The organism is Maribellus maritimus (assembly GCF_022267315.1).
Taxonomy (GTDB): domain Bacteria; phylum Bacteroidota; class Bacteroidia; order Bacteroidales; family Prolixibacteraceae; genus Draconibacterium; species Draconibacterium maritimum.
The window spans coordinates 12374-33548 of the sequence record NZ_JAIKLE010000052.1; the positions used below are offsets into that span (position 1 = coordinate 12374).

Below are 21175 nucleotides of genomic sequence, written 5' to 3' on the forward strand. Positions count from 1 at the left end.
TAAATTTTAAAAGTGAATTTCCATACCAAATGAATAAACTCTTTGAATAGGATAGGAAGTTCCTAGTCCCAGGTTTGAGCTATAGCCGTCAGGGTCTTTTTGCAATCCTTCCGGATCCAGTGAAAAATGCAGTTTGGTTGCTTCCCACAGATTTTGTCCGCTAAAATAAATTCGCAACTGTTGTGCTTTTATTTTTCTTGATATTTTTTTAGGAATTGTATAACCGATGGTTAAATTCTTTAACCGGATATACGATGCATCCTGCAGATATTTTGTCTGCGGGAGGCCCAGGTCTCTGTCTCCCAGGGCGATGTAACCTTTCGGGCGGGGGAAATAAGAATCAGGGTTATCTTCTGTCCAGCGGTTTTCAACCACATGTTTTAATAATATTTGGTACTTTCGATTATATGAACCCCAGAAATTGGTAGCTTCTGCTCCCGGGTAAATATCGCGTTTACCCACTCCTTTAAAAAAAGCATTTATGTCAAATCCTTTCCAGTCAGCATTTAAAGTTATTCCGTATTGATACCGGGGGGTGGAATTCCCTATAATTTTAAAATCTCCCGGGTCATCTAAAGTCCATGCCCCCCTGCTGATAACACCATTGTTATCTAAATCAGCAAATTTAATATCACCGGCAGCAGCGTAAGCTCTGTATGAATTTGTAATAGAAAGAGGGCCGTTCTGAGCTTCTTCGTCAGTTTGGAAAAAACCTAAAGTTGTAGCTCCCCATATTTCACCAATTTCCTGCCCTACATAATAGTCTCCCAGGTAATTGGTCATATTGTAATAATCGGTTATAACGGCTTTGTAATCATATAAATTTAAGCGTATGCCGTAATTAAACACATCACCTTTTACAATAAAGTTGTCGTGCCAGTTCACCGAAAGCTCCCAGCCCCGATTTCTTAACGAAGCTATATTTTCTTTGGGAACGGTAGCTCCGTATACCGAAGGAAGCGAGTGATACGGAGATAACATGTTGGATGTTTTTCTTTCATATACATCGAAAGTGGTATTTAAGCGGTTTTTGAACATCGAAAAATCAATACCCAAATCAATTGTTTTTGATGTTTCCCATGTGAAGTTTGCCGATTTAGGTTCCGGGGATGTTGTATAGTTCACCCTGTCACCTTCAAGTGTATAATTTGATTGACTCACGCTCATGATGGGTAAGTAATCATACGAGCCAATGTCCTGATTTCCCAGAGAACCATAAGATGCCCTGAGCTTTAAATTATTAATTACATTTTTTACTGGGGTGAAAAATTGTTCTTCAGAAATTCTCCATCCACCGGAAACAGAGGCAAACATGGCATCTCTGTTCTGTTGCTCAAATTTTGAAGTGAGGTAGTAGTTGGCATTTATTTCCAGTAAATATTTTTGTTTGTAGTTATAATTGATCCTTGAGAATGCACTTCTTGAAGCATTCTTATCGTCGTTGTCGCTTACTTTGGTGTCTCCTGTTGCCAGATTTAATGCGTGTTGCGGAACTCCTGACAGAGGATAAGTACGTTCGGCATAAAAATAGAGATACTTGTAACTCTCCTGGTTAAAACCAACCATCCATTTAATCTCGTGGCTTCCCAGTGTTTTGTTATAAGTAGCATAAGTATTTATGTTGTTTCTTTTGGTATTCCACATGCTACGGTATATAGTAGACGGACCTGCATCAGAATAAGCTTCCAGAACTGTATTTCTGTTGTTAAATGAATTGGAAAGATAAGGACCGGTATTGTCCCACCACCTTAGTTTATTTGTATGGCCAAACTGGTAGCTGAAATCACCATGAAGATTCAAATCGCCTTTAAGAAGTTTTATATCGGTTCCAAATGTCGTTAAAACATCGTGCATCTCCTGATTTATATCCGATTGATTGGTTACAAATTCCCTGTAGAATCCAAGATCTGTAGGAACCATTGTTCCGTCAACTTCAACATATTCGGGCATTAGCGGGTTCGAGTTTTCAATAAAACGCCATACGTTTGAACAAAAGTTATAAAGATATAAGTTGGGTAAGTCTTCATCTCTTTTAACCATTGAGGTATTGTTGAAAAAACTGATATTGTCAGTTAAATTATATGTTACATTGGAGCGCAAAGTGTACCTGTTTACTTTTTCGGGCTTGAATTTTAAAGCACCCTCCTCATAATTATATTCCCCTGAAACATAATACTGGAATTTCTCGCTTCCTCCGCTTAAGCTGATGTGATGATTCTGTTTTGGTGCATATTTGTTAAACCATTCTTTATAATAATTATGAACTTCACCACCAAGTAACAAAGTTGAACGGCCACCGATTATTTCAAGTTTTGCATGGGGCAGTGAAGGATCTGCCGCTACCTGTAAAGGGTATTCCAGCTGAGCATCCGTATAATATTTGTGTCCTATATTTTTATTGAATTCATTTTCCTGAATGCTCAAATAGTCAGTAGGGTCGTCGTAAACATCGGGTAACCATGTAGCTTTGCTAAATCCAAAGTAGTTGTTATATTCAATTTTTAAATCACCAGCTTTCGCTTTTTTGGTGGTTATAAGTATTACTCCATATGCAGCTCTTGCTCCGTAAATAGCAGCTGACGCTGCATCCTTTAACACAGATATTTCCTGAATGTCCTGAGGGGAGATATTATTCAGGTCGCTGCCCGACTGTGGAACCCCGTCTATTATAATTAACGGATTTCCCCCGTTAATGGAAGTTGTTCCGCGGATATTAAAATCAGCCGATCTTCCGGGTTTTCCGTCTGCAACAGACACATTCATGTTTGCAATCTGTCCCTGAAGAGCCTCTCCAACTGTATTGGCTTTTAAAGCTCCAATTTCGTCAGACGTAACCCTGTCAACAGCGCCTGTCAGGTTTACTTTTTTCATTGTACCGTATCCAACTGCAACAACTTCATTTAGTCCTATAGACTCATCTGTCATTACTATGCTAAATTCACTTTTGCCATCAACTGGTATCTCCTGGGTTTTCATTCCCATAAATGAAAAAATTAGTGTTTCAGCATTGGGCGGTAGTGTTAAATGGAACTTTCCATCTGTGTCTGTTACGGTTCCTGTGGTGGTGCCTTTTACTATAATTGAAACCCCCGGAAGCGAGTTTCCTTTTTCATCAGTTACTTTTCCGTCAACCGGTTTTTCCTGCAGTCCTTTTTCTTCTTTTGTTAACAAAAGAATCTGGTTTCCCTGAATGGTGTATTCAATCTTTGTACCTCTAAATACTTTATCTAAAACTTTGTTAATACTTTCTCCTTTAATTTCAACTGTAACGGTTTGATTAAGTTTTAATTCCTTTGAGTTATAGAAGAAGGAGTATTTTGTTTCTTCTTCAATTAACTCAAGTACTTTGGATAACTTCAATTCTTTTGTTTTCAGGTTGATTGTCTGGAATAATGAGCTTGTTGCTGCATTCACCGACAAATACGACTGTGAAAACAGCAGTACCAAAACTGCTATTAACTTCAGTCGCTTGTGGTTTCTGACTAGAAGTCTCCGCCAGCACTTTAGTGTCTGTAAATAATTCATACTTTTGTTTTTTAACAAGTGTTAGTTTTTATATTTTTAATTAATACTCGTATATGGGTAGTGGCCTTAACACTACCCATTATTCTATTTTTTCGAGGAAAATATGTGTGTCTTTAATGGTTGCTTTGGCGTTTGTAGAGAGTTCAATTAAACGGCAAATTTCATTTATGCTTTCATGTTGGACTGTAAATGTGTAAGTCGGATTGGTTCTTTGTAATTCCGGGTCAATCGAAATAGAATATCCAAAGCGCCGTTCCAGTTTACGGGCAACTTCTGTAATCCCAGTGTCGCGAAATACTAGTTTCCCAACTTTCCACGACGTTTGATCGGATGTTTTTATTTTATTTTTTACCAGTGTTGAGTTGGTGATGTTGAAAACAGCCTGCTCTCCGGGCACTAACTTTTCTAATTGGTTTCCTGTTTTGTTATATAAAGCAATGGAGCCTTCTTCAAGAGTAGAAGAGATGGTTTGTTCATTGGGATAAGCCGAAACATCAAAAGAGGTTCCCAGGACACGTATGTCAATTTGTGAAGTTTGTACAATAAATGGATGAGCAGCATCGTGATAAACCTTAAAGTAGGCTTGTCCGGTGAGTGTAACCAAACGATTCTCCTGCCTTTCAAAATTCTCCGGATAGTTTAACTGGCTTTCTGAGTTTAGCCAGACTTCGGTGCTGTCTGGTAGAAAGAAATGTTTGGTTTTTGTATATGTTATTTCAGTAGTAATTTGTACGATATGCTCATTGTTCCCTGCTTTTTTGAAATAATGAATTCCAGCGTAAATGGCAATTGGAAGCAACAGTGTTGCTGCAATTTGTATAATTTTTTTACGATTGATGTACCTTTTTTTATTATTGGGCGATTTCATGTTGGTTTTTACATGAATCTCTTCAAGTATTTTATCCAGTCTGGACAGATCGTTTTCAGATAAATCGGTATTTAGTAAACTCCAATGCTCTTTTAATAGCTTCGAAGTTTGAGCATCTTCAATGGTTTCCCGGAGTAATTTTCTTATTTCAGATCTTAGTTCATTGTCGACCGGATTTAAACGGAGCCGGTCAAGTAGTTCCTGAATTTTGTGCATCTATTTTGACATTTTTTGTTGATTTATGTGTTACACACACGAACCACCTAAAATGCCCATGCGCCTAACGATTATTTAATAAATATGAATAGAATTAACATTCCGTTAAAACCCAGACTACTTATAAAGTGTTGAATTTCTGTAGATGCAGCATTTATTTGATTACGTACTGTTTTTGTTGAAATGCCTAGTTTTTCGGCGATTTCAGGGTAAGAAAGAGAATGTGTCTGGTTGAGGATGAAAATCTCCTTTTTTCGTGGGCTCAACTTATTAATGGCTTTTTTGTAGAGGTTTTCCAGTTCGTTGTAATTTAGTTCCTGATCGAGCGCAGATACTGGCTTTGTGCTGTGCTTTTTATATTCCAGAAATAAATGATGGTAATTGGTTTTTCTGATATTATTAAGAATGGTGTTTTTACTCATTGTAAATAAAAAAGATTCAAAAGAACCGGAAGGTGATAATTCATGACGCTTGTCCCAAATTTTTAGAAATATCTCCTGTACAGTGTCTTCAGCTTCTGTCTGGTTTCTTGACAGGGATAATGCGAATGAAAATACGCGTGGACTAAAGAGCTTATAGAGTTCGTCGAAGGCTTGTGCACTACCGCCATTTAGTTGCTCTATAAGTATTTTTACAATGTTTTGCGTTTCCATTTACCGATTTGGTTTTTAATATTCGTTAGGAAGCAAACTTATACTTTGAAAAATACAGTTGGATTACATTATAAATAAATGAATGTTAAAACCGGAGCTATACACTCTGTTATAAAACGCCTATGGAAATAATGAAGGAATACGAGTTTTTAATCAGTTAATTAATTCAATGTAGAAATCAATTCGGCCGAATGGAAGAGTTTGTTTTCAATGATTTTACTAATGAGGTGGGAGATTGAGATATTTTAACAAATTCAGAAAAAAATAATCGTTTATATTAAAAAAGTGCTTTAATTTTTTTTATGGTGAATGCGTTATGTGACATGTGAATTGTAAAGTGACCTGGTTTTTGTGATTCGGTGTAGCCTATTGATGTAAAGTTGGTATCAAAGCAAATTTTAATTCTATCGTGCAGTATTCCATTGTACCTATCATATTGTATAGACACCTAAATATAGGTGTAGAATTTTGAAAGGGGAAATAAAGAATGAAGTTGGAAATTGCTTACGGATGCTTTCAGGTCAGAAAGCTTATGCTTTTGAAGAACTCAATGTGAGGTTTGACAATGTTCACCTATTGTATTGATAATTGTTTGTCCCAAAGTTTCCATATCTGATTTGATGGATATTTTGAAGGGCCATATTCAGGTAATTAATAAGTTTAAGGACCTGAAACAAAAGCAATATTGGGGCAATCATTTGTGGTCCAAAGTCTACTGTGTTGATAAGGTTGGTTTGGATGCAGAAATAATAAAAAGATACGTGAAATTTCAAGGAGATAAAGATAAAAGAGAAGGTCAGTAGTGGTAATATTTGCAGAGACAACAAACTTTACCCTTCTTTGAGGGGTAAAGGTATTATATTCTCTTTTAGGGGTTTTCCCCAAGCTTCAATGTGGCTGATATAACATTCTCTTTTATTACCTTATCCAATTTTAGTAAAGCCAGGCTACATCATTCCCTGTGAACAAGGCCATTTTACAAATGCGTTTTATCCCACAAAAAGAGGACATGGCAATTGAAATCAAAATCTGGTTCTCTCCAAACTTTGTCCCACTATGCCACTCGGCTGGGAACAAGGTACTAATGGGTTTTATATTGCTGTTTTTGTTCATGCTGTATTAAGGCCTGAATACTTTGTGATATTATTGCAAGAAGATGAATACTTCACAACTTTTGATGGGTCTTTCAATTTTTTATTCGTATTTTTCACCCTATGACTAATATTTTTTACTGCTCGTGTCTTTATTTCAATGTATTTAATATGAGTAATATTCGCAATGTTTATTCGTTTCTGTTTTATATTTTTAAGTTCTAAATCATTTCACCGTAGGCATTAATTTATAAGTAATCACATATTTTTTTCAACCGGTTCCGGCAGTAAGTCCAGAAAGCGGCAGTTTTTAGCTCTAAATTCTTTCAGCAGTTGTTCCCTCATTTTTCTTAATCTCACTTTGTATTCCAGTTTAACAGCAAGGTTTGTCAATTCTTCAGGATCATTTTCCAAATCATACAACTCTTCGATATAATCTTTATAGATGTATCGTACATATTTGTACTTACCTGTTTGTAACATCATCCATGCTTTTGTCCCTGTATTTCTATGCACGATAAACTTTGACCAGTCATCAGTTTTATGAGCTTTTTCCAGTTCGCTTTTAATGGTGTCATTTCCGTATATCAAACCAGTGTATAATTGAACCATCGACTCATTATTCCAGGAATCAGCTTTAGGCTTGTAAATTAATTCTGTTAAATCCCTGCCATCTAATTTTTGTGAAGGTTGAATATTACACAAAGAATGGAAAGTTGCAATTATATCGGTTCCGTTTACCGGAATGTTGCATACCTTATTTTGAGGAAAATCATTTGGTCTTACAAAAATTAAAGGTGCAAGTAAGTTGGCGTCATAAGGTGCAATTTTGAGATTGTAGCCATGTTGTCCCCATGCATACCCCTGGTCAGAAGAAAAAACAACAATTGTGTTTTCAAGTTGACCGGTTTCTTCCAATGTTGTCATTATCTTTCCAATTCCTTCATCAATAGACCTGACTGCCTCGTTGTATTGTTTCACCCAACTATCAAGTGTCCTGTTTTTTTTCATTGGTTTTCCGGTAACAGGATCTTTTTTGAATGTTTCCAGATTCACCATATGTTCTGGCTTATCAGGACGTGGAGCAAAAATATCTTTTGGGTTTTTAACTTCAGGAGTATTTTCATAAGAACCAATATGCCTGTCCGCAGGGGTATGAGGACCATGAACACCGCCATAACACAGCCAAAAATACCAAGGTTTGTCTTTTTCCTGTGCTCTTTCTTTTAGAAATTCTAAAGTCATATCGGTATATGCGTCTGTACTGTATTTTTCAAGCTTTAATAATGTATCGCCATTAATTCTTAAGCTTTGGTCCCAATAATAATTGTGACTGTTGCCAGGCAAATAATGTTCATACACAGCCGACCAATCCCAGGTTTCTTTGTGGCGGGGTACGTTCCAGTGCCACTTTCCAATCATACCGGTATAATACCCTTGTTTCCTAAACTCAACAGGCCAGTAGGTTGTAGATTTATCATAATTATGCTGTAACATTCCTGTTAAGGCGTTTCCCCTTGAAGGCACACATTTGGCACCGGTATAACACGTGCTAAAACGCACTCCTTTCTCCGCAAGTTTATCAATGTTTGGTGTTCTGATCCAGGGGTGTGCTTCAGGATAACAGCTTAATGTTCGTATAGACTGGTCATCCGTGAAAATATAAAGGATATTGGGTTTCCTCTTTGAGTTGGCATTTGCAAATGAGGAGACGTTTACCAGTAAAAATAGTGCAATTAAGTTTCTTACTAAAAAAGAAACCCTTCTATAGCTAATGCCATATACAATTTTACCGTAGCAAATTTTTAGTTTTTTCATTTAGTTTAAATTATTATCCTCATTATTCTACTTATTCAACAAATATTTTCCATAACGCATTGTAAATTCATAACTGTCTTGTGAAGCTTCACTTGCTATTTTTCTGACGTCATCGTTTAAAATCCCTGTTTGTTCAATGGCGCTCATAGCATACATTCCAACAATTTTGTTCTTATTCTTTAACTCCCGGCCTAAAGCAGGAATAGGATAAAAATCAGGTTCGACTTTAAATAGTGCCAGATTTGCAGCAATACGCACACTGGGTTCTGTATCTTTTATTAAAGCTTCCAGTTGCCTTTTTGCTGAGGTAATTTTGTTAACTCCCAGCCATGTGGCAGCCCAATATCGCTCAGCAGGCTCTTTTGAATTTAAAGCTGCAAGTAAAACCGGGGTATTTTGTTTTTCCCCAGCCTCTATAATTCTGATCAAACGGGGATTTATATTCTTGAACTCACGCTGTTTCATGGCCGTAAATTTGTTGCCATATTTTTCTCCCAGTTCCTCCAGATAAGGTTCAGGAATTAGCCCGGGATCATTGATTTGTGTCATCCAATTGTAAAGTACCAATCTTAGCTTTTTTAATTCAGCTTGATAAGCAGGATCAAAGGCCAGATTGTGAATTTCAAAAGGGTCTTTTTCCAAATCATATAATTCTTCTGTTGGTCGTGTCGGGTTATAAAACTGTGCTTGTAATTCATTTAATTTATTTAACGCAAATAGTTCCCTTGTGTGTATACTTATCTCTTTCTGATCTTTGTACTGATTGCGTTGTGCATGAGGTCGGTAACTTAGAAAATTGCGAATATATTTGTACTTCTCTGTTCGAACTGCCCGGATGATATCCGTTGTTTCATCACAACGGTCGCGGCTGGAAAAAATGTATTCCTGCTTTTGATAATTCTCAGCAAAAATATTTTTGCCCTGAATGTTTTCAGGAATTTGAAGACCTGCAAAAGCCAGCGAACTGGGCAATAAATCGATGTGTTTTACAATATCATTGCGAACAGTTCCTTTAAACTTGCCATTTGGAAATTTTACAATTAGCGGTACTTTAATTCCTTCATCATAAAGGAATTGTTTACCTCGCAAGTGAGAAATCCCGTGATCTGTCAACAAAAAAATAAGTGTATTTTCAAATACTCCTGCTGCTTTCAGATCGACAACAATTTGTTTTACATCCTTATCAGTGTCAAGCCACGAACCAAGATATTCCTTCCAATCATTGCGCATGATACTATCTTCAAAATAGTATGGAGGCAATTTAAAGTTTTCTGTATTCGCCCTTGTTTTTCTGTTCTTTCCTCCCTTTAACTGAATTTGAGTAAAGAATGGTTTTCCTTTTGGGCAGTCTTTCCAACTTTTACCAGAATAGATAATTTTATTATCAAAGTTGTAATCTTCTTTTCCCGATTTGCCGTTTATATTTTCGTTTGTTACAAAATAGCCTTCATCCTCAAAAAGTTTGCTCGCCAATGGAATTTCAGCAGGTAAAATAAAGCTTTCAACATACGCTAAATCTGTCCCTTTTCCTTTACTTCTCTGGCTGCGATGGTTATGTGCATCAATGGTATTTTGATACATGCCAGTAACCAATGCCGAACGTGAGGGAGAGCAAACCGGAGCAGTTACAAAAGCATTTTCAAAACGAACACCTTCAGCAGCCAAAGCATCAATGTTAGGTGTTTGAATTGCTTTTTCACCATAACAACTAATGTGGCAAGAAGCATCTTCTATTACTATCAACAAAATATTGGGTTTATTTTTATTTTCTGAAGAGCTACAGAACAGACCTGATAAAATCATTACCAGGAGTAACAAAAACTTACTATTTATTATCCGTTTATGCATTGTTAAATTATTAAAAGATAAAACTATCTGGTTACAATTATACCCCCTCCAATCTTGCATCGAAAACCAATTCATTCTAATATGTGGTCGGGGGTTATCTTTTTCAGACCACGTTAGGGACGACATACGGCAGACGGTAAGCCCTTGTAAGTAATGCATTTGCTGCATCATCATCGACAATTTTTTCCTGGTCCATATTTGATCCCATAAATTTTAGTTCACGTTGAAGCCGATAGGAAATATTTGCTGTTAAAGGCAATACGGTAGAAAAGAATCCTTCATTGATGTCGCAATGCAGATCTTCGTTCTTTCCTGAACGGATAGCATCAATAAAATTTGAAAAATGGGCAGTGTTGCTTGGACCGGTAAGGGAAATGTCTTTATTGCTTTCCGCTTTGGTTTTTGAGCCTGCAAACGGTTCTTTTTCCCTCTCCCGGTAAGCATTCCATTTCCCACCGTCAATTTCAAGCCATCCCTCTGTTCCGTAAAAAATGTTTCCAATTCGAATACCAAGGTTCGATTCTTCGTTAGAATATCTGCCACGTGTTTCAAATTCAAGCATTGTACCGTCTTTGTATTTAAATATAGAATTTTGGGTATTCGGGGTTTCCTGAGCGCATTCTTCCGGATGAACTCCGTAAAAGCCACCTGAGGAATAGATAGAAACCGGGTGTTCATTTTTGTTAAGCCCCCAACGAGCTATATCGAATTGGTGTGGCCCCTGGTTTCCGGTATCGCCGTTTCCGGTATCCCAGAACCAGTGCCAGTTGTAATGCCCTTTCTTTTCGTTGTACGGCCGCCATGTTGCGGGCCCCAGCCATCGGTCGTAATGTAAAGAGGATGGAGGAGCTCCGTCTTTCGTAATTCCAAATGAATCTCTCGGTTTGATACACAGTCCACGGGCCATGTAAACTTTGCCGATACCCCCGTCGTGGAGAAACTGAATGGCCTCCATTACCTTGGCTTTCGAACGGTTTTGAAATCCTACCTGGACACGTCTGTTATATTTGCGGGCTGCTTCAATCATTTTCCTTCCTTCCCATACATTGTGGGAAGCCGGTTTTTCAACATAAACATGTTTCCCTGCCTGGCAGGCCAAGACTGTGCCCAATGCGTGCCAGTGGTTTGGCGTTGCAAACGATACCGCGTCTATGTCCGGATCGGCCAGTACTTTGTGCATATCCCATTCTGTTATGGGCTTTTCTCCTCCATTATCAACAACCAGTTTTGCCCGCGGCCCCCAAAATTGTTCATCTACATCGCAAAGTGTTTTTAGCCGAACATTGTGGCTATCTTTCAGCTTGCACCATGCCTCAATATGTGATGTTCCTCTTCCCCTGATCCCAATAACGGCCATTGTAATACGGTCGTTGGCACCGATAATTGAAGCATACGACTTTGCACTGAATCCCATGCCTCCAATGGCTATACCAGCAGCACCTATCGCACTTTTCTTAATAAAATCACGTCTTTTTGCCATTTTGTATTTCTTTTTTTATTGTCAATGTTTGTTTAATATGTTTTAGAATTTATTGGCCATTGCATTAATCTCATCATCAGTGAGGTCGCCGCCAATTATAATCTTGTGTTTAAAAACAATCTGTTCGCCAGCTTCCAGAACTACTTCTACCAAATCTGCATCTTTGTCGAATTTTTGTCCTCCCAGATTATTGGCGGCAAATAATCCGTAACCTCGGGCATGTGACCACGCCGGGTAGTTTATATTCTGCTTGTTATCCATAAGAACAATGGAAATAACTTCGCCATCTTTATTGGCTCGTAATGCAACCCATGGGCTTCGTTTTCCCCATACATCGTTACCTGAAACCCCATCAGCATTATAATAAACTCCACTTGCCATTTCATTATTTATTACCGGTACTTCTGTAATGTTTCCACTGGCATCTAAAAATATTTCGGGTTTCTCCGAAGGTCCTTCAAAGGCGCGGTCAAGTCTCATCCCTATTATTCCTTCCTTCGATTGATTAAATGTGACTTTTTTTACAGCTTTGAGTTTCGTGATACGTTCAATGGTTCGTAAATTTCCTTTTCCACTAAAAAGATAAGTTGTTTCTTCATTCAGCAATACATTTCCCTCGTTGTCAACCCAGTCGGCAAGCGTGACCAATTTTCCTTTTTTTTGATTTTCAGAAACAATTTTCTTGAATTTGATAGAACCATACTTCTTTTTTTTCTTTGGTTTAGCAGCAAACGAATTGTTCCAAAAGTCCAGACCATTAACGTTCCCAAAATTAAACCACAAACCCACATGATGGGGATGGTCGGCACGTTCATATGGCCGGGGATTCCGGGGATATCCACGGGTAATAATTTTTCCCGAAGCTGAATAAATAGGATAAAGTGTTTGTTTTTTCATGTCGTCGGGATAGATGTAGGAGGTAAAAAATTTACCTCCTATGTACACCTCAATCTTTTTATTCTGTGGTTGGTTTTTAAATTCCACTTTCTTCGGTTTGGCAGCGAATACCATACCAATGGATAAAAAAACTCCAACTAATGATAATTTCAAAATCTTCATAAGTAAGATTTATGTAGTTTTTAATTCCTTAATCTTGAAATTTTTAAGACTATTCAGATGGTTTTATTTACCAGTATTTTGTGCTAAATAGTAAATAAAGCTAATACCCAGTATTTTGATCTTCCTGATTAATCGCTTTGTTTCTGTTAATTTCCGATTGAGGAATAGGAAGAAGTACCCTGTAATCATCAACTTCTTTAAAATCAGGATATTGTGAATCTTGTTTCCGAGCTGTATTTATAGTTTCGATTAATACTCCCCACCTTTTTAGGTCCATGTAAGTTGAATATTCACAGGCCAATTCAATTCTTCTTTCTTTTCTTACAGCGTCCTTGAATTCTTCATAAGTCAAATCAGATAAAGGTTCGAGCCCTGCCCGGCTGCGAATTTCATTGATGGCAGCATAAGCTTCTAGATTTGGGCCGTTGTTTGATTCATTAATTGCCTCAGCAAGCAGAAGTTTAACACCTGAAAGTCGTTTGACAATTACATTACAATCACTTGTTTCTTCTTGTTTGTCATTATCGTACCAGACTTTTGCCACTGCGCATGAATCTGCATCAACGTCACTTAGAGGATTGAAATTATTACCATCAAAGCTAGTCCTTATTGTATAAAATATCCTTTGATCACCTGTTTCAAAATTATCCAGAAAGTCTTTTGAAAAGCTTAATTTATTCTGCCGGTTTTTTTTGATATTTATCCACCAATTACTCAAATTATCTTTTCCATCCTGATTAAGAAACTGAAAGCTAAATAACAACTCACCTGAGTTTTGATTTTCTATGGTGAAGATATCTTTAAATTCGGGCTCCTGCGTCATTCCCGCTATTGCATTTTTGGCTTCGGTTATGCAATCAGCCCATTTATTGTTGCCACCGCCGATTCTGGTTTCGGGTCCGCTTAAAGTAGCATATACTTCTGCAAGATATGCACTCGCTGTATTATTGAATGGCCTGCCGGCATTCTGCTCACTTTTTGAAGGTAAATAATCTCTGGCAAACTTAAAATCTTCAATTATCAAATCATATACTTCTGAAACAGATGCACGAGATATTTCTTCTACTCTACTAACATCGTCAGTAGAGGTTAGTATTGGTACACCCCCAAATAATCTCACAAGATGGAAGTAGCTGAATCCTCTGTAAAAGTGGGCTTCGGCAATCTGATACTCTTTAATTACTTCATCATAAGTAGCATATGGAACTGCATCAATTACAGAGTTAGCTCTGTATATTGATTGGTAAAAACCGGCATATGCCTGTTCTATAACTTTGTTGTCAGCGTCAAAAGTGTAAAGAAAAAGAGGTTCTCTTGAGCTGTGTCCAAAATCTCTCCCGAGATAATGATCTGCAGTCATGCCCCAATAGATATAAGGGAGATCTTTTCTAAACATTTTACTTCCGTTCCAGTCCATCGTTATCCCATCAACCAGCGAGTAACCTGTTTCTGCAGATATTAAATAAGTTGATGGATCATAGAAGCTATATACGTTTTCTGTAAGTCTATCCTCACAAGCTGAAAATATTAATAATACGAAGAAAATATATATTGTTTTTTTCATGATTCTACGAATTAAAATTTAACATTAAGTCCAATAGTATAAGTGCGAGTTGTGGGGTAGGCATTATAGTCTCCACCCAAACTTAACACATCACTTCCGGTTGTACTGACTTCAGGATCGAAACCCCTGTAATTGGTAATACAGAATAGATTTTGTCCATTCACATATAGAGTGACATTTTGTAGCCAGGATATGCTTTTTACGGGGAACCTGTATGCAAACCTGAGATTTTGTAAACGTAGAAAAGAAGCGTCTTCCACTATCCTGTCAGAAACCTTTTGTCCCTGATTATAGCCTGAAGCCGATTTTGGATATTTGTTGCTTGGAGCATCTTCTCTCCATCTTTCTCGTCCTGCCTCGGCAAGGAAGTTTGCTGATGGGTTAGGTGTTTCCCATTTTGCCCAGTTAACATTAACCAAATCATTTCCGACAGCAGAATTGAACGACAAATTCAACTCAAAATTTTGGTAAAAGAAATCCATATTTAGCCCTGCTATAAAATCAGGCATGGCATTCCCCAGAATAACTCTGTCATCTGCAGTTATTTCTTTATCACCGTTTTGATCTATAAATTTGATATTTCCAGGTTCGCTATCTGCAATTGAAAAATCATCATTTGTTTGATATATACCATCAGTTTGATATCCCCAGATATTTCCAACCGGCTCTCCCTCTTCAATTTTCAGAAAGTCTCCCATCTGCGAAACTCCCTGAACCCAATAATCGTCTCTACCTTCAATATTTGTTACCGTATTTTTATTGGCTGAAAATACCAAGCCAATATCCCATCTCAGTTTATTAATATTCAAATGAGTATTAATACCAAATTCAAATCCTTTGTTTTCGAGATCCCCCAAATTTTGGGTAAGAAATTTCTCTCCTCCTGCTGTTAAGGGCAAGGGAACATCAATTAACAGATCGGATGTCTTTTTGATATAATAATCAGCAGTAAAGTCCAATTTTGAATCGAAAAAGGCCATATCTATCCCGATATCAGTTTGAGCCGTTTTTTCCCAACGAAGATCTTTATATGGAGGAGATGATGGGTAAGCTGCAATAACTTCAGTGTCATTAAGAAAAGTTACAGAAGTACTAATTTTCGATAGGGACTGGTATGGACTTATTCCCTGGTTACCAGTCATACCATAGCTTAATCTAAATTTCAGATTACTAAATACATTGATATTTTTAATAAAATTCTCTTCACTAGCTCTCCATGCAAATGCACCGGAAGGGAAATAACCCCATTTATTGTTTTCTCCAAATTTGGAACAACCGTCAGCCCTAATAGCTGCAGTGAATAGATATTTTTGTTTTAATCTATAATTTACACGTGCTATACCTGACAGTAAGTCCCATCTTTGCCTGCCTGTGGTAATATATTGAACTTCTGCAGCACTAATTCCCTCAATACCAAGAGCATCATTTAAAAAGTTTTCACCTTGCATATCCCTTTCCTTTAACATATTGCTTTGCTGGGTAAATCCAACTACCGCATTAAATTCATGAATTTCATTAACATTTTTATCGAATGTCAAAGTGTTTTCATTTAACCAGTCTATCGTTTCCTGGTGATTTATGTTACCTTGAGAAAGATCATTGTCAGTTAAATAGGAGGGTGTATAGCTTTCACTATTTTCATTATAATAGTCAATGCCCCAAGAAGTTCTAAAAACTAATCCTTTAATAATTTCCCAATTTACAAACATGTTGCTAAGTACCCGGTATCTGGTAACATCATTTGTTTCTTCTTCAACAGTTTGCAGATAATTGGCAACATGTGATTCAGCATAAACATATGGATAATCTTCCACGGGAACATAATCACCATTTTCGTCCTTATTAAGCATTGTTGGCAATGCCTCAATAATATGGTTTTGAGGCCTTTTTCCGTAATTAGAAGTCCGGGATAAAATAGTAGAACTTCCAATTTTAAGTTTTGAAGTAATTTCGCTGTCATGCCTTAAACTAAAAGTACTTCTGTTAAAACCAATATTTGGGGTTGTCCCGGTTTGTTCTAAGTAACTGCCTCCAATTGCATATTGAGCTCGTTCAGTCCCACCTCTTACAGAAAGCTGATAATTTTGCGTAATGCCTGTTCCACCATATGCCAGTTTAAGCCAATCTGTGTTTGCAGACCTCCATGGCTCTTCTATTGAAGCAGAATTTCCAAGTACTTCTTCGTAAACATCAAGGTATAAATCACAATCTGCCAGTTCGGGCATGTTTACCGCACTACTGAATCCAACATAAGAATTAAATTCTATAGAAGGTTTTCCTGTTTGGCCTCTTTTGGTGGTTACAATAATAACTCCGTTGGCACCTCTTGAACCATATATTGCAGTTGCTGAAGCATCTTTTAATATTTCCATTGATTCTATATCACTGGGATTAAACATACTCAGGTTTTCAACCGGATAACCATCAACAACCCATAAAGGGTTATTACTGGCTGACAATGAATTCCCTCCCCTGATTCTGACAGTAGATGTTTGACCTGGTTCACTATTTAATTGAGAGACATTAACACCGGCAACTCTTCCCTGTAAGCTTTGGTCGAATGACATTACCGGTCTTGTTGAAATTTCATCGCTACCAATACTTCCTATAGAACCGGTCAGGTCACTTTTTTTCATTGTACCATAGCCAATTGCTACTACTTCTTCAATACCAATGGCATTTGCCTCCATTGTGATATTAATTGTTGTTTGGTTTCCTACCTTAATCTCCTGCATTTTCATTCCAACAAAGGAGAATAACAAAATAGCATCTTTGGGTACGTTTGAAATTGAATACACTCCATCTGCATTGGTCACGGTTCCTTGTGTAGTACCTTTTACCACGATCGTTACTCCTGGAAGAGCCATCCCATTTTTATCTACTACCTTACCCGAAACAGATAAGTTTGCCTGTTGAGAGTTTACTTTTAGTACGATCAGGTTACCACCAACTATTTCATACGAAATATTCGAATCAGCAAATAGTCCATTCAGCATTGATTCTATGTCAGCATCTTTTGTTGAGAATTCAATCTTTCTGTTTATATCCTTAAAATCAGCATTATAAAAGAACCTGAAATTGCTGTTGCTCTCAATAAACTCAAAAGCATCGCTGATTGTTTTGCCTTTTAACTCCAATCCCAGTTTTGCATCCTGAGAATAAACAGAAGCATTTAAACTAGTTATAATGGTGAAACACAAAAGGATTGTTAGTCTCATAATTAATAAAAACTTTTTCAGCCTTACCTGAGCGGGCAAAGCACGGTTAATTAATTTTTTTTTCATAAATTTGATTTGTTAAAGATTTGATATTTAATGCCATAAGTTTTGATAGACTGGCATTATCAAAGTTGAATCATTTAATAGGGAAACAGACCTGCAAATTTGTTTCCCTTTTTGTTTTATTGCATAAGCATCAGTTTTAGTTAGAAATTTGATTATGTTTATTGTAGTTGTTTTTCGTATTCGTTCATTCTTTCACTATTCACCATAAGTGTTACCACATTCCCATCGATACTGTAATCAAAAGGAGCTGATAATTTAATCGCATCCAACACTTGCTGTAATGTTTCATCATCGAGTGTTCCTGTAAATTTGTAATTTTGAATCTTATCAGATTTACATTGAAACTTTACATTAAATTTCCGTTCAAGCTCTATCAGTATTTCTGAAAGCTTTTTTGCATTAAAAACCAATTTATTATTCTTCCACGCGATATCTGGTATAGGATCTATTTTTTCCTGTATTATCAATTTGGCTGAAGCAGCCATTTCAAATTCTTTTCTGCTATCAGATTCATTATCAGGAATATATTCCACTTCCACTTTACTTCTTTTTTTTACCAAAACGGCCTTTTGATTTGGGAGTAAATAAATATTTTCAGAAAATTTATATGCATTTGCCTCACTTTCCAATTTAACCTTTCCTTCAATCAGAGTGGTTTCAATCACTTCATCATCTTTGTATGCTTTTACATTGAATTGAGTCCCTAATGCAGTTATTTTCAGGTCCAATGCATTTACAATAAATGGAAGTTCCTTATTCTTTCTAACATCAAAGAAACCTTCACCGGTTAGAGAAAGGTTACGATTAGTAACATTAAAATCAGTTGAATAGCGCAATTTACTACCTGCGTTTAGCCACACCTTTGAACTATCGGGTAAAACAACCTCAGATCTTGCGCCATAAGGGGCTACTACTTCACAATACTGTTGTTTTATTTGTTCTTTTTTGAGTGTCTGCCTGAAAACTAAAAATGAAGCCAGTCCGCCAAACAGAAATACAATGATCAACACTGCCGCAACTTGTAATAATTTTTTTAAGGGAACTATTTTTTGATGTGAATCAATTCTGCTTTCAACGTGTATTTTGCCTCTTATTTTTTCATATAATACTTCATAGTTAAGATTACGGGAGTAGGTACTAATTAACGTATTTAGTTCTCCATCCATCCATTCTTTTACCTGTTCTCTGTCTCTTAATTGCTCATCCAATTTTCTTAAGTCAGATAATCTATATTGACCAGATTCTATTTTGTCTACTAAATTCTTAAACTCCTGAAAGGTCATAATTCATTTGTATGTATATAAGTAGTACAACAACCCCGGGCGAACTACTCACAAGAAATGCAAAATAATTTATAGCTTTTACCAGATGCCTAATAAATTGACCTACCTAACTAAAAGGATAACTATGAGAGTAACTAAAAAATAGTTACGATGATTGTCTGTAGTCAGCAGACAAGTTAACGATTAAAAAAAGAATAAGTATATCTCCGCTCAATTTACTTTTAATAAACTTACCAGCCCGGTAAATCTGATTCTCAACTGTTCGAATAGAAATATTAAATTTTTTAGCAATTTCAGAATGTGGTGTTCCGTCTAATCTACTAAGTTGGAAGATTTTACGCTGTTTATCAGGGAGTTGGGAAATAATTTGGTCAATTGTTTCTTTGAGTTCTTTAAAATAAATTTTATCTTCAATATCGTTCTCAGAATTTATATCATTATGTATAAGATAATATTGAAATTTACGCTCAACTACTTTCCTTTTTAAATGATTATAGACTTTATTAACTGCTATCCGAAAAAGATAACTTTTCACTGATTTATCAATTTGCAGATTTTTACGGTTTTCCCAAACGCTCAAAAAAACATCCTGAATTATCTCCTCAGCTTCAGTCGTCTCTTTAAGATACTGCGATATGAACTTAAGAAGTTGCTGACAATACAAATCATATAGTTTTTTAAATGCATCAACGTCATCGGATTTTATTCTTTCTGTCAGCTGGTTTTCATCATATTTTGTTTGTCTTCCCAAGTATAGGCAGATTTAAGGTGGCAAACAAAATTATAATTTTTTATCACTATTATCCGACAAAAGTCGGGATTTCAAATCTTATTTTCTGTAACACCTTGTTTATGGGCATTTAATTTTCTGTTTCAAAACGCCCCCTTAAATCAGGTTTAACTGAAGTTGACATGGAGGTTTCCTCAACTTTGTATGCGCGGCTGTTACATCGGTAATTCTATCATATCGAGAATGCTAATCAGTTTTATTTTCCGGTTAATGGTTAAAACCCAACAATTTCATTGCAGCAACTTTTGTTTCTACAAATTTCATAGATTACAGCATTCCCCTTAAATCCTGTCAAAGTTACTTCGCCGTCCGGAAAAGTTAAGGGTGGCTGAAATTTCCTTTTTAAAATGCCAGCCGTCCTTCGGAGCTGTTCAGTTTAACTTCACACACTTCGTAAAACTGACATAGCCCCTTGACAAGAATCCATCCGACTCAATGACATGCACCAAAATTTAATGGCGTGCCAGTAGCCCAAATAAATCCCAAAGGCATGGGTGGATTCAATGAATAGATTTGATATTTATGAAACAGTTACTAACCTGATTGTTGAACGCCTGGAGGCAGGTGTAGTACCATGGCATATGCCTTGGAAAACTGCCAATTCTATTCCTCGGAATTTAGTCTCTAAAAAGCCTTACCGAGGATTTAATTTCTGGTACCTGCTTAGCTTTGGTTTCGAACGTCCTTATTTTCTCACTTTCAAACAAGTTCAGGAGCTTGGAGGCAAAATCAAAAAAGGTTCGTCCTCTTTCATGGTTATATTCTGGAAAATGGTAGAATACGAAAAAGATGATGAAGCCAAAGAGATTCTGATGCTTCGTTATTACCGGGTGTTTCATATTGATGATGTGGAAGGGATTGCTCCAAATAAAATCCCTGACAACGAATCTTACGATCATGAATTTGATCCTATTGCTTCCTGTGAACAGATTATTGAATTCTGGTCTGATTCACCGGTAATAAAACTGAACAAGAACAAAGCATGTTATATTCCCTCGCTGGATGAAGTTCACATGCCGGGAGAAAGAACTTTTTTCCAGGATGAAGAATTTTATTCCACGATTTTCCATGAGCTAGTTCATTCGACAGGCAACCTCAAACGCTTAAATCGTCACGAAAGGTTTTCTAATCTGAATTTTGCAAGTAAAGATTATAGCATGGAGGAACTAGTCGCAGAAATGGGAGCTGCTTACCTTTGTGGGATGTGCGGTATCGAGAATGCTATTATCGATAATAGTGCAGCTTATATTCAAGGCTGGCTCAAAAAGCTTAAAAGTGATAAAAAATTTATTGTTCAAGCTTCCGGATTAGCTCAACGGGCTGTTGACTATATTCTGGAGCATCAAAAAACACCTTAAATAAAATATTATATGAAGACCAATAGGTTATTCTGATATTATCACATGTCTTATTGTATCAAATGATTTTATTATAATCTTTAAAACCACCTCCTTTGGTGGTGGTAATGTTTAAATGGCTTTGCATCTAAAATTATTAACTTAGAGAAATGAGTAATTTCAAAAAACTAAGCCATGTTATATATTGGTGTACCTTATCATATTGTTTGGACACCAAAGTACCGATATCGAATTCTAGAAGGTCTTGTTAAGGAACAACTTTTAAAAGATATTCCGATGCATTTAGAATGGAAATCATGTGAATTAATTGAGATGAATATTCAAATAGACCACATTCA

The 21175-nt window shown here is 36.6% G+C and carries 14 protein-coding genes and 1 pseudogene; 4 read left to right on the forward strand and 11 right to left on the reverse strand.

Features of this window, described 5'->3' with window-relative positions; translation table 11 throughout:
• Positions 1–6 precede the first annotated feature (6 nt).
• The 3 genes from K5G00_RS26530 to K5G00_RS26540 form a co-directional block, all read right to left on the reverse strand.
• Complete coding sequence (locus K5G00_RS26530) at positions 7–3525, reverse strand: TonB-dependent receptor (RefSeq protein WP_238769517.1); 3519 nt, start codon at positions 3523–3525, stop codon at positions 7–9.
• A gap of 79 nt (positions 3526–3604) precedes the next feature.
• The gene (locus K5G00_RS26535) at positions 3605–4609 is read right to left on the reverse strand and encodes a FecR family protein (protein WP_238769518.1); all 1005 of its coding nucleotides are present in this window, start codon (positions 4607–4609) and stop codon (positions 3605–3607) included.
• A 71-nt stretch (positions 4610–4680) separates the two neighbouring features.
• Complete coding sequence (locus tag K5G00_RS26540) at positions 4681–5262, reverse strand: RNA polymerase sigma factor (RefSeq protein ID WP_238769519.1); 582 nt, start codon at positions 5260–5262, stop codon at positions 4681–4683.
• Between the two features lie 459 nt (positions 5263–5721).
• Here K5G00_RS26540 and K5G00_RS30260 point away from each other — a divergent pair.
• Positions 5722–5847, forward strand: a pseudogene (locus tag K5G00_RS30260) (IS200/IS605 family transposase); the annotation flags it as partial.
• On the forward strand, positions 5844–6065 hold the full coding sequence (locus K5G00_RS30265; protein WP_394800879.1) for a transposase: 222 nt from the start codon (positions 5844–5846) through the stop codon (positions 6063–6065). The pseudogene K5G00_RS30260 and the gene K5G00_RS30265, both read left to right, overlap by 4 nt.
• Before the next feature lie 546 nt (positions 6066–6611).
• Here K5G00_RS30265 and K5G00_RS26550 read toward each other — a convergent pair.
• The 8 genes from K5G00_RS26550 to K5G00_RS26585 form a co-directional block, all read right to left on the reverse strand.
• Positions 6612–8171, reverse strand: coding sequence for a sulfatase-like hydrolase/transferase (locus tag K5G00_RS26550; protein WP_238769520.1), 1560 nt, complete (start codon positions 8169–8171; stop codon positions 6612–6614).
• 27 nt (positions 8172–8198) lie between these two features.
• Positions 8199–10019, reverse strand: a complete 1821-nt coding sequence (locus tag K5G00_RS26555) for a sulfatase-like hydrolase/transferase (RefSeq protein WP_238769521.1) — start codon at positions 10017–10019, stop codon at positions 8199–8201.
• A gap of 103 nt (positions 10020–10122) precedes the next feature.
• Positions 10123–11499: a Gfo/Idh/MocA family protein gene (locus K5G00_RS26560; RefSeq protein WP_238769522.1), complete on the reverse strand. Its 1377-nt coding sequence runs from the start codon at positions 11497–11499 to the stop codon at positions 10123–10125.
• Between the two features lie 42 nt (positions 11500–11541).
• Positions 11542–12558: a DUF6807 domain-containing protein gene (locus K5G00_RS26565; RefSeq protein ID WP_238769523.1), complete on the reverse strand. Its 1017-nt coding sequence runs from the start codon at positions 12556–12558 to the stop codon at positions 11542–11544.
• A gap of 100 nt (positions 12559–12658) precedes the next feature.
• A complete protein-coding gene (locus K5G00_RS26570) occupies positions 12659–14122 on the reverse strand; it encodes a RagB/SusD family nutrient uptake outer membrane protein (RefSeq protein WP_238769524.1) in 1464 nt (487 codons plus the stop codon).
• An 11-nt stretch (positions 14123–14133) separates the two neighbouring features.
• Positions 14134–17406, reverse strand: coding sequence for a TonB-dependent receptor (locus K5G00_RS26575; RefSeq protein WP_238769525.1), 3273 nt, complete (start codon positions 17404–17406; stop codon positions 14134–14136).
• Positions 17407–17564: 158 nt separating this feature from the next.
• Positions 17565–18614 carry a FecR family protein gene (locus tag K5G00_RS26580; protein ID WP_238769526.1) on the reverse strand — a complete coding sequence of 350 codons (1050 nt, stop codon included), beginning with the start codon at positions 18612–18614 and terminating at the stop codon, positions 17565–17567.
• Positions 18615–18834: 220 nt separating this feature from the next.
• On the reverse strand, positions 18835–19440 hold the full coding sequence (locus tag K5G00_RS26585; RefSeq protein ID WP_238769527.1) for an RNA polymerase sigma-70 factor: 606 nt from the start codon (positions 19438–19440) through the stop codon (positions 18835–18837).
• Between the two features lie 542 nt (positions 19441–19982).
• Between K5G00_RS26585 and K5G00_RS26590 the strand changes: the two genes are divergently transcribed.
• Together K5G00_RS26590 and K5G00_RS30270 are read left to right on the forward strand one after the other, a co-directional pair.
• Positions 19983–20837 carry an ArdC family protein gene (locus K5G00_RS26590; protein ID WP_238769528.1) on the forward strand — a complete coding sequence of 285 codons (855 nt, stop codon included), beginning with the start codon at positions 19983–19985 and terminating at the stop codon, positions 20835–20837.
• 174 nt (positions 20838–21011) lie between these two features.
• Positions 21012–21175: transposase (locus tag K5G00_RS30270; protein ID WP_394800880.1), on the forward strand; the 164-nt coding region annotated here is incomplete at its 3' end.

What these genes read in the sequence shown, in the direction of transcription:
- K5G00_RS26530 (WP_238769517.1), bottom strand. Translation starts at nt 3,525, where the DNA reads ATGAATTATTTACAGACACTAAAGTGCTGGCGGAGACTTCTAGTCAGA.
- K5G00_RS26535 (WP_238769518.1), bottom strand. Translation starts at nt 4,609, where the DNA reads ATGCACAAAATTCAGGAACTACTTGACCGGCTCCGTTTAAATCCGGTC.
- K5G00_RS26540 (WP_238769519.1), bottom strand. Translation starts at nt 5,262, where the DNA reads ATGGAAACGCAAAACATTGTAAAAATACTTATAGAGCAACTAAATGGC.
- K5G00_RS26550 (WP_238769520.1), bottom strand. Translation starts at nt 8,171, where the DNA reads ATGAAAAAACTAAAAATTTGCTACGGTAAAATTGTATATGGCATTAGC.
- K5G00_RS26555 (WP_238769521.1), bottom strand. Translation starts at nt 10,019, where the DNA reads ATGCATAAACGGATAATAAATAGTAAGTTTTTGTTACTCCTGGTAATG.
- K5G00_RS26560 (WP_238769522.1), bottom strand. Translation starts at nt 11,499, where the DNA reads ATGGCAAAAAGACGTGATTTTATTAAGAAAAGTGCGATAGGTGCTGCT.
- K5G00_RS26565 (WP_238769523.1), bottom strand. Translation starts at nt 12,558, where the DNA reads ATGAAGATTTTGAAATTATCATTAGTTGGAGTTTTTTTATCCATTGGT.
- K5G00_RS26570 (WP_238769524.1), bottom strand. Translation starts at nt 14,122, where the DNA reads ATGAAAAAAACAATATATATTTTCTTCGTATTATTAATATTTTCAGCT.
- K5G00_RS26575 (WP_238769525.1), bottom strand. Translation starts at nt 17,406, where the DNA reads ATGAAAAAAAAATTAATTAACCGTGCTTTGCCCGCTCAGGTAAGGCTG.
- K5G00_RS26590 (WP_238769528.1), top strand. Translation starts at nt 19,983, where the DNA reads ATGAATAGATTTGATATTTATGAAACAGTTACTAACCTGATTGTTGAA.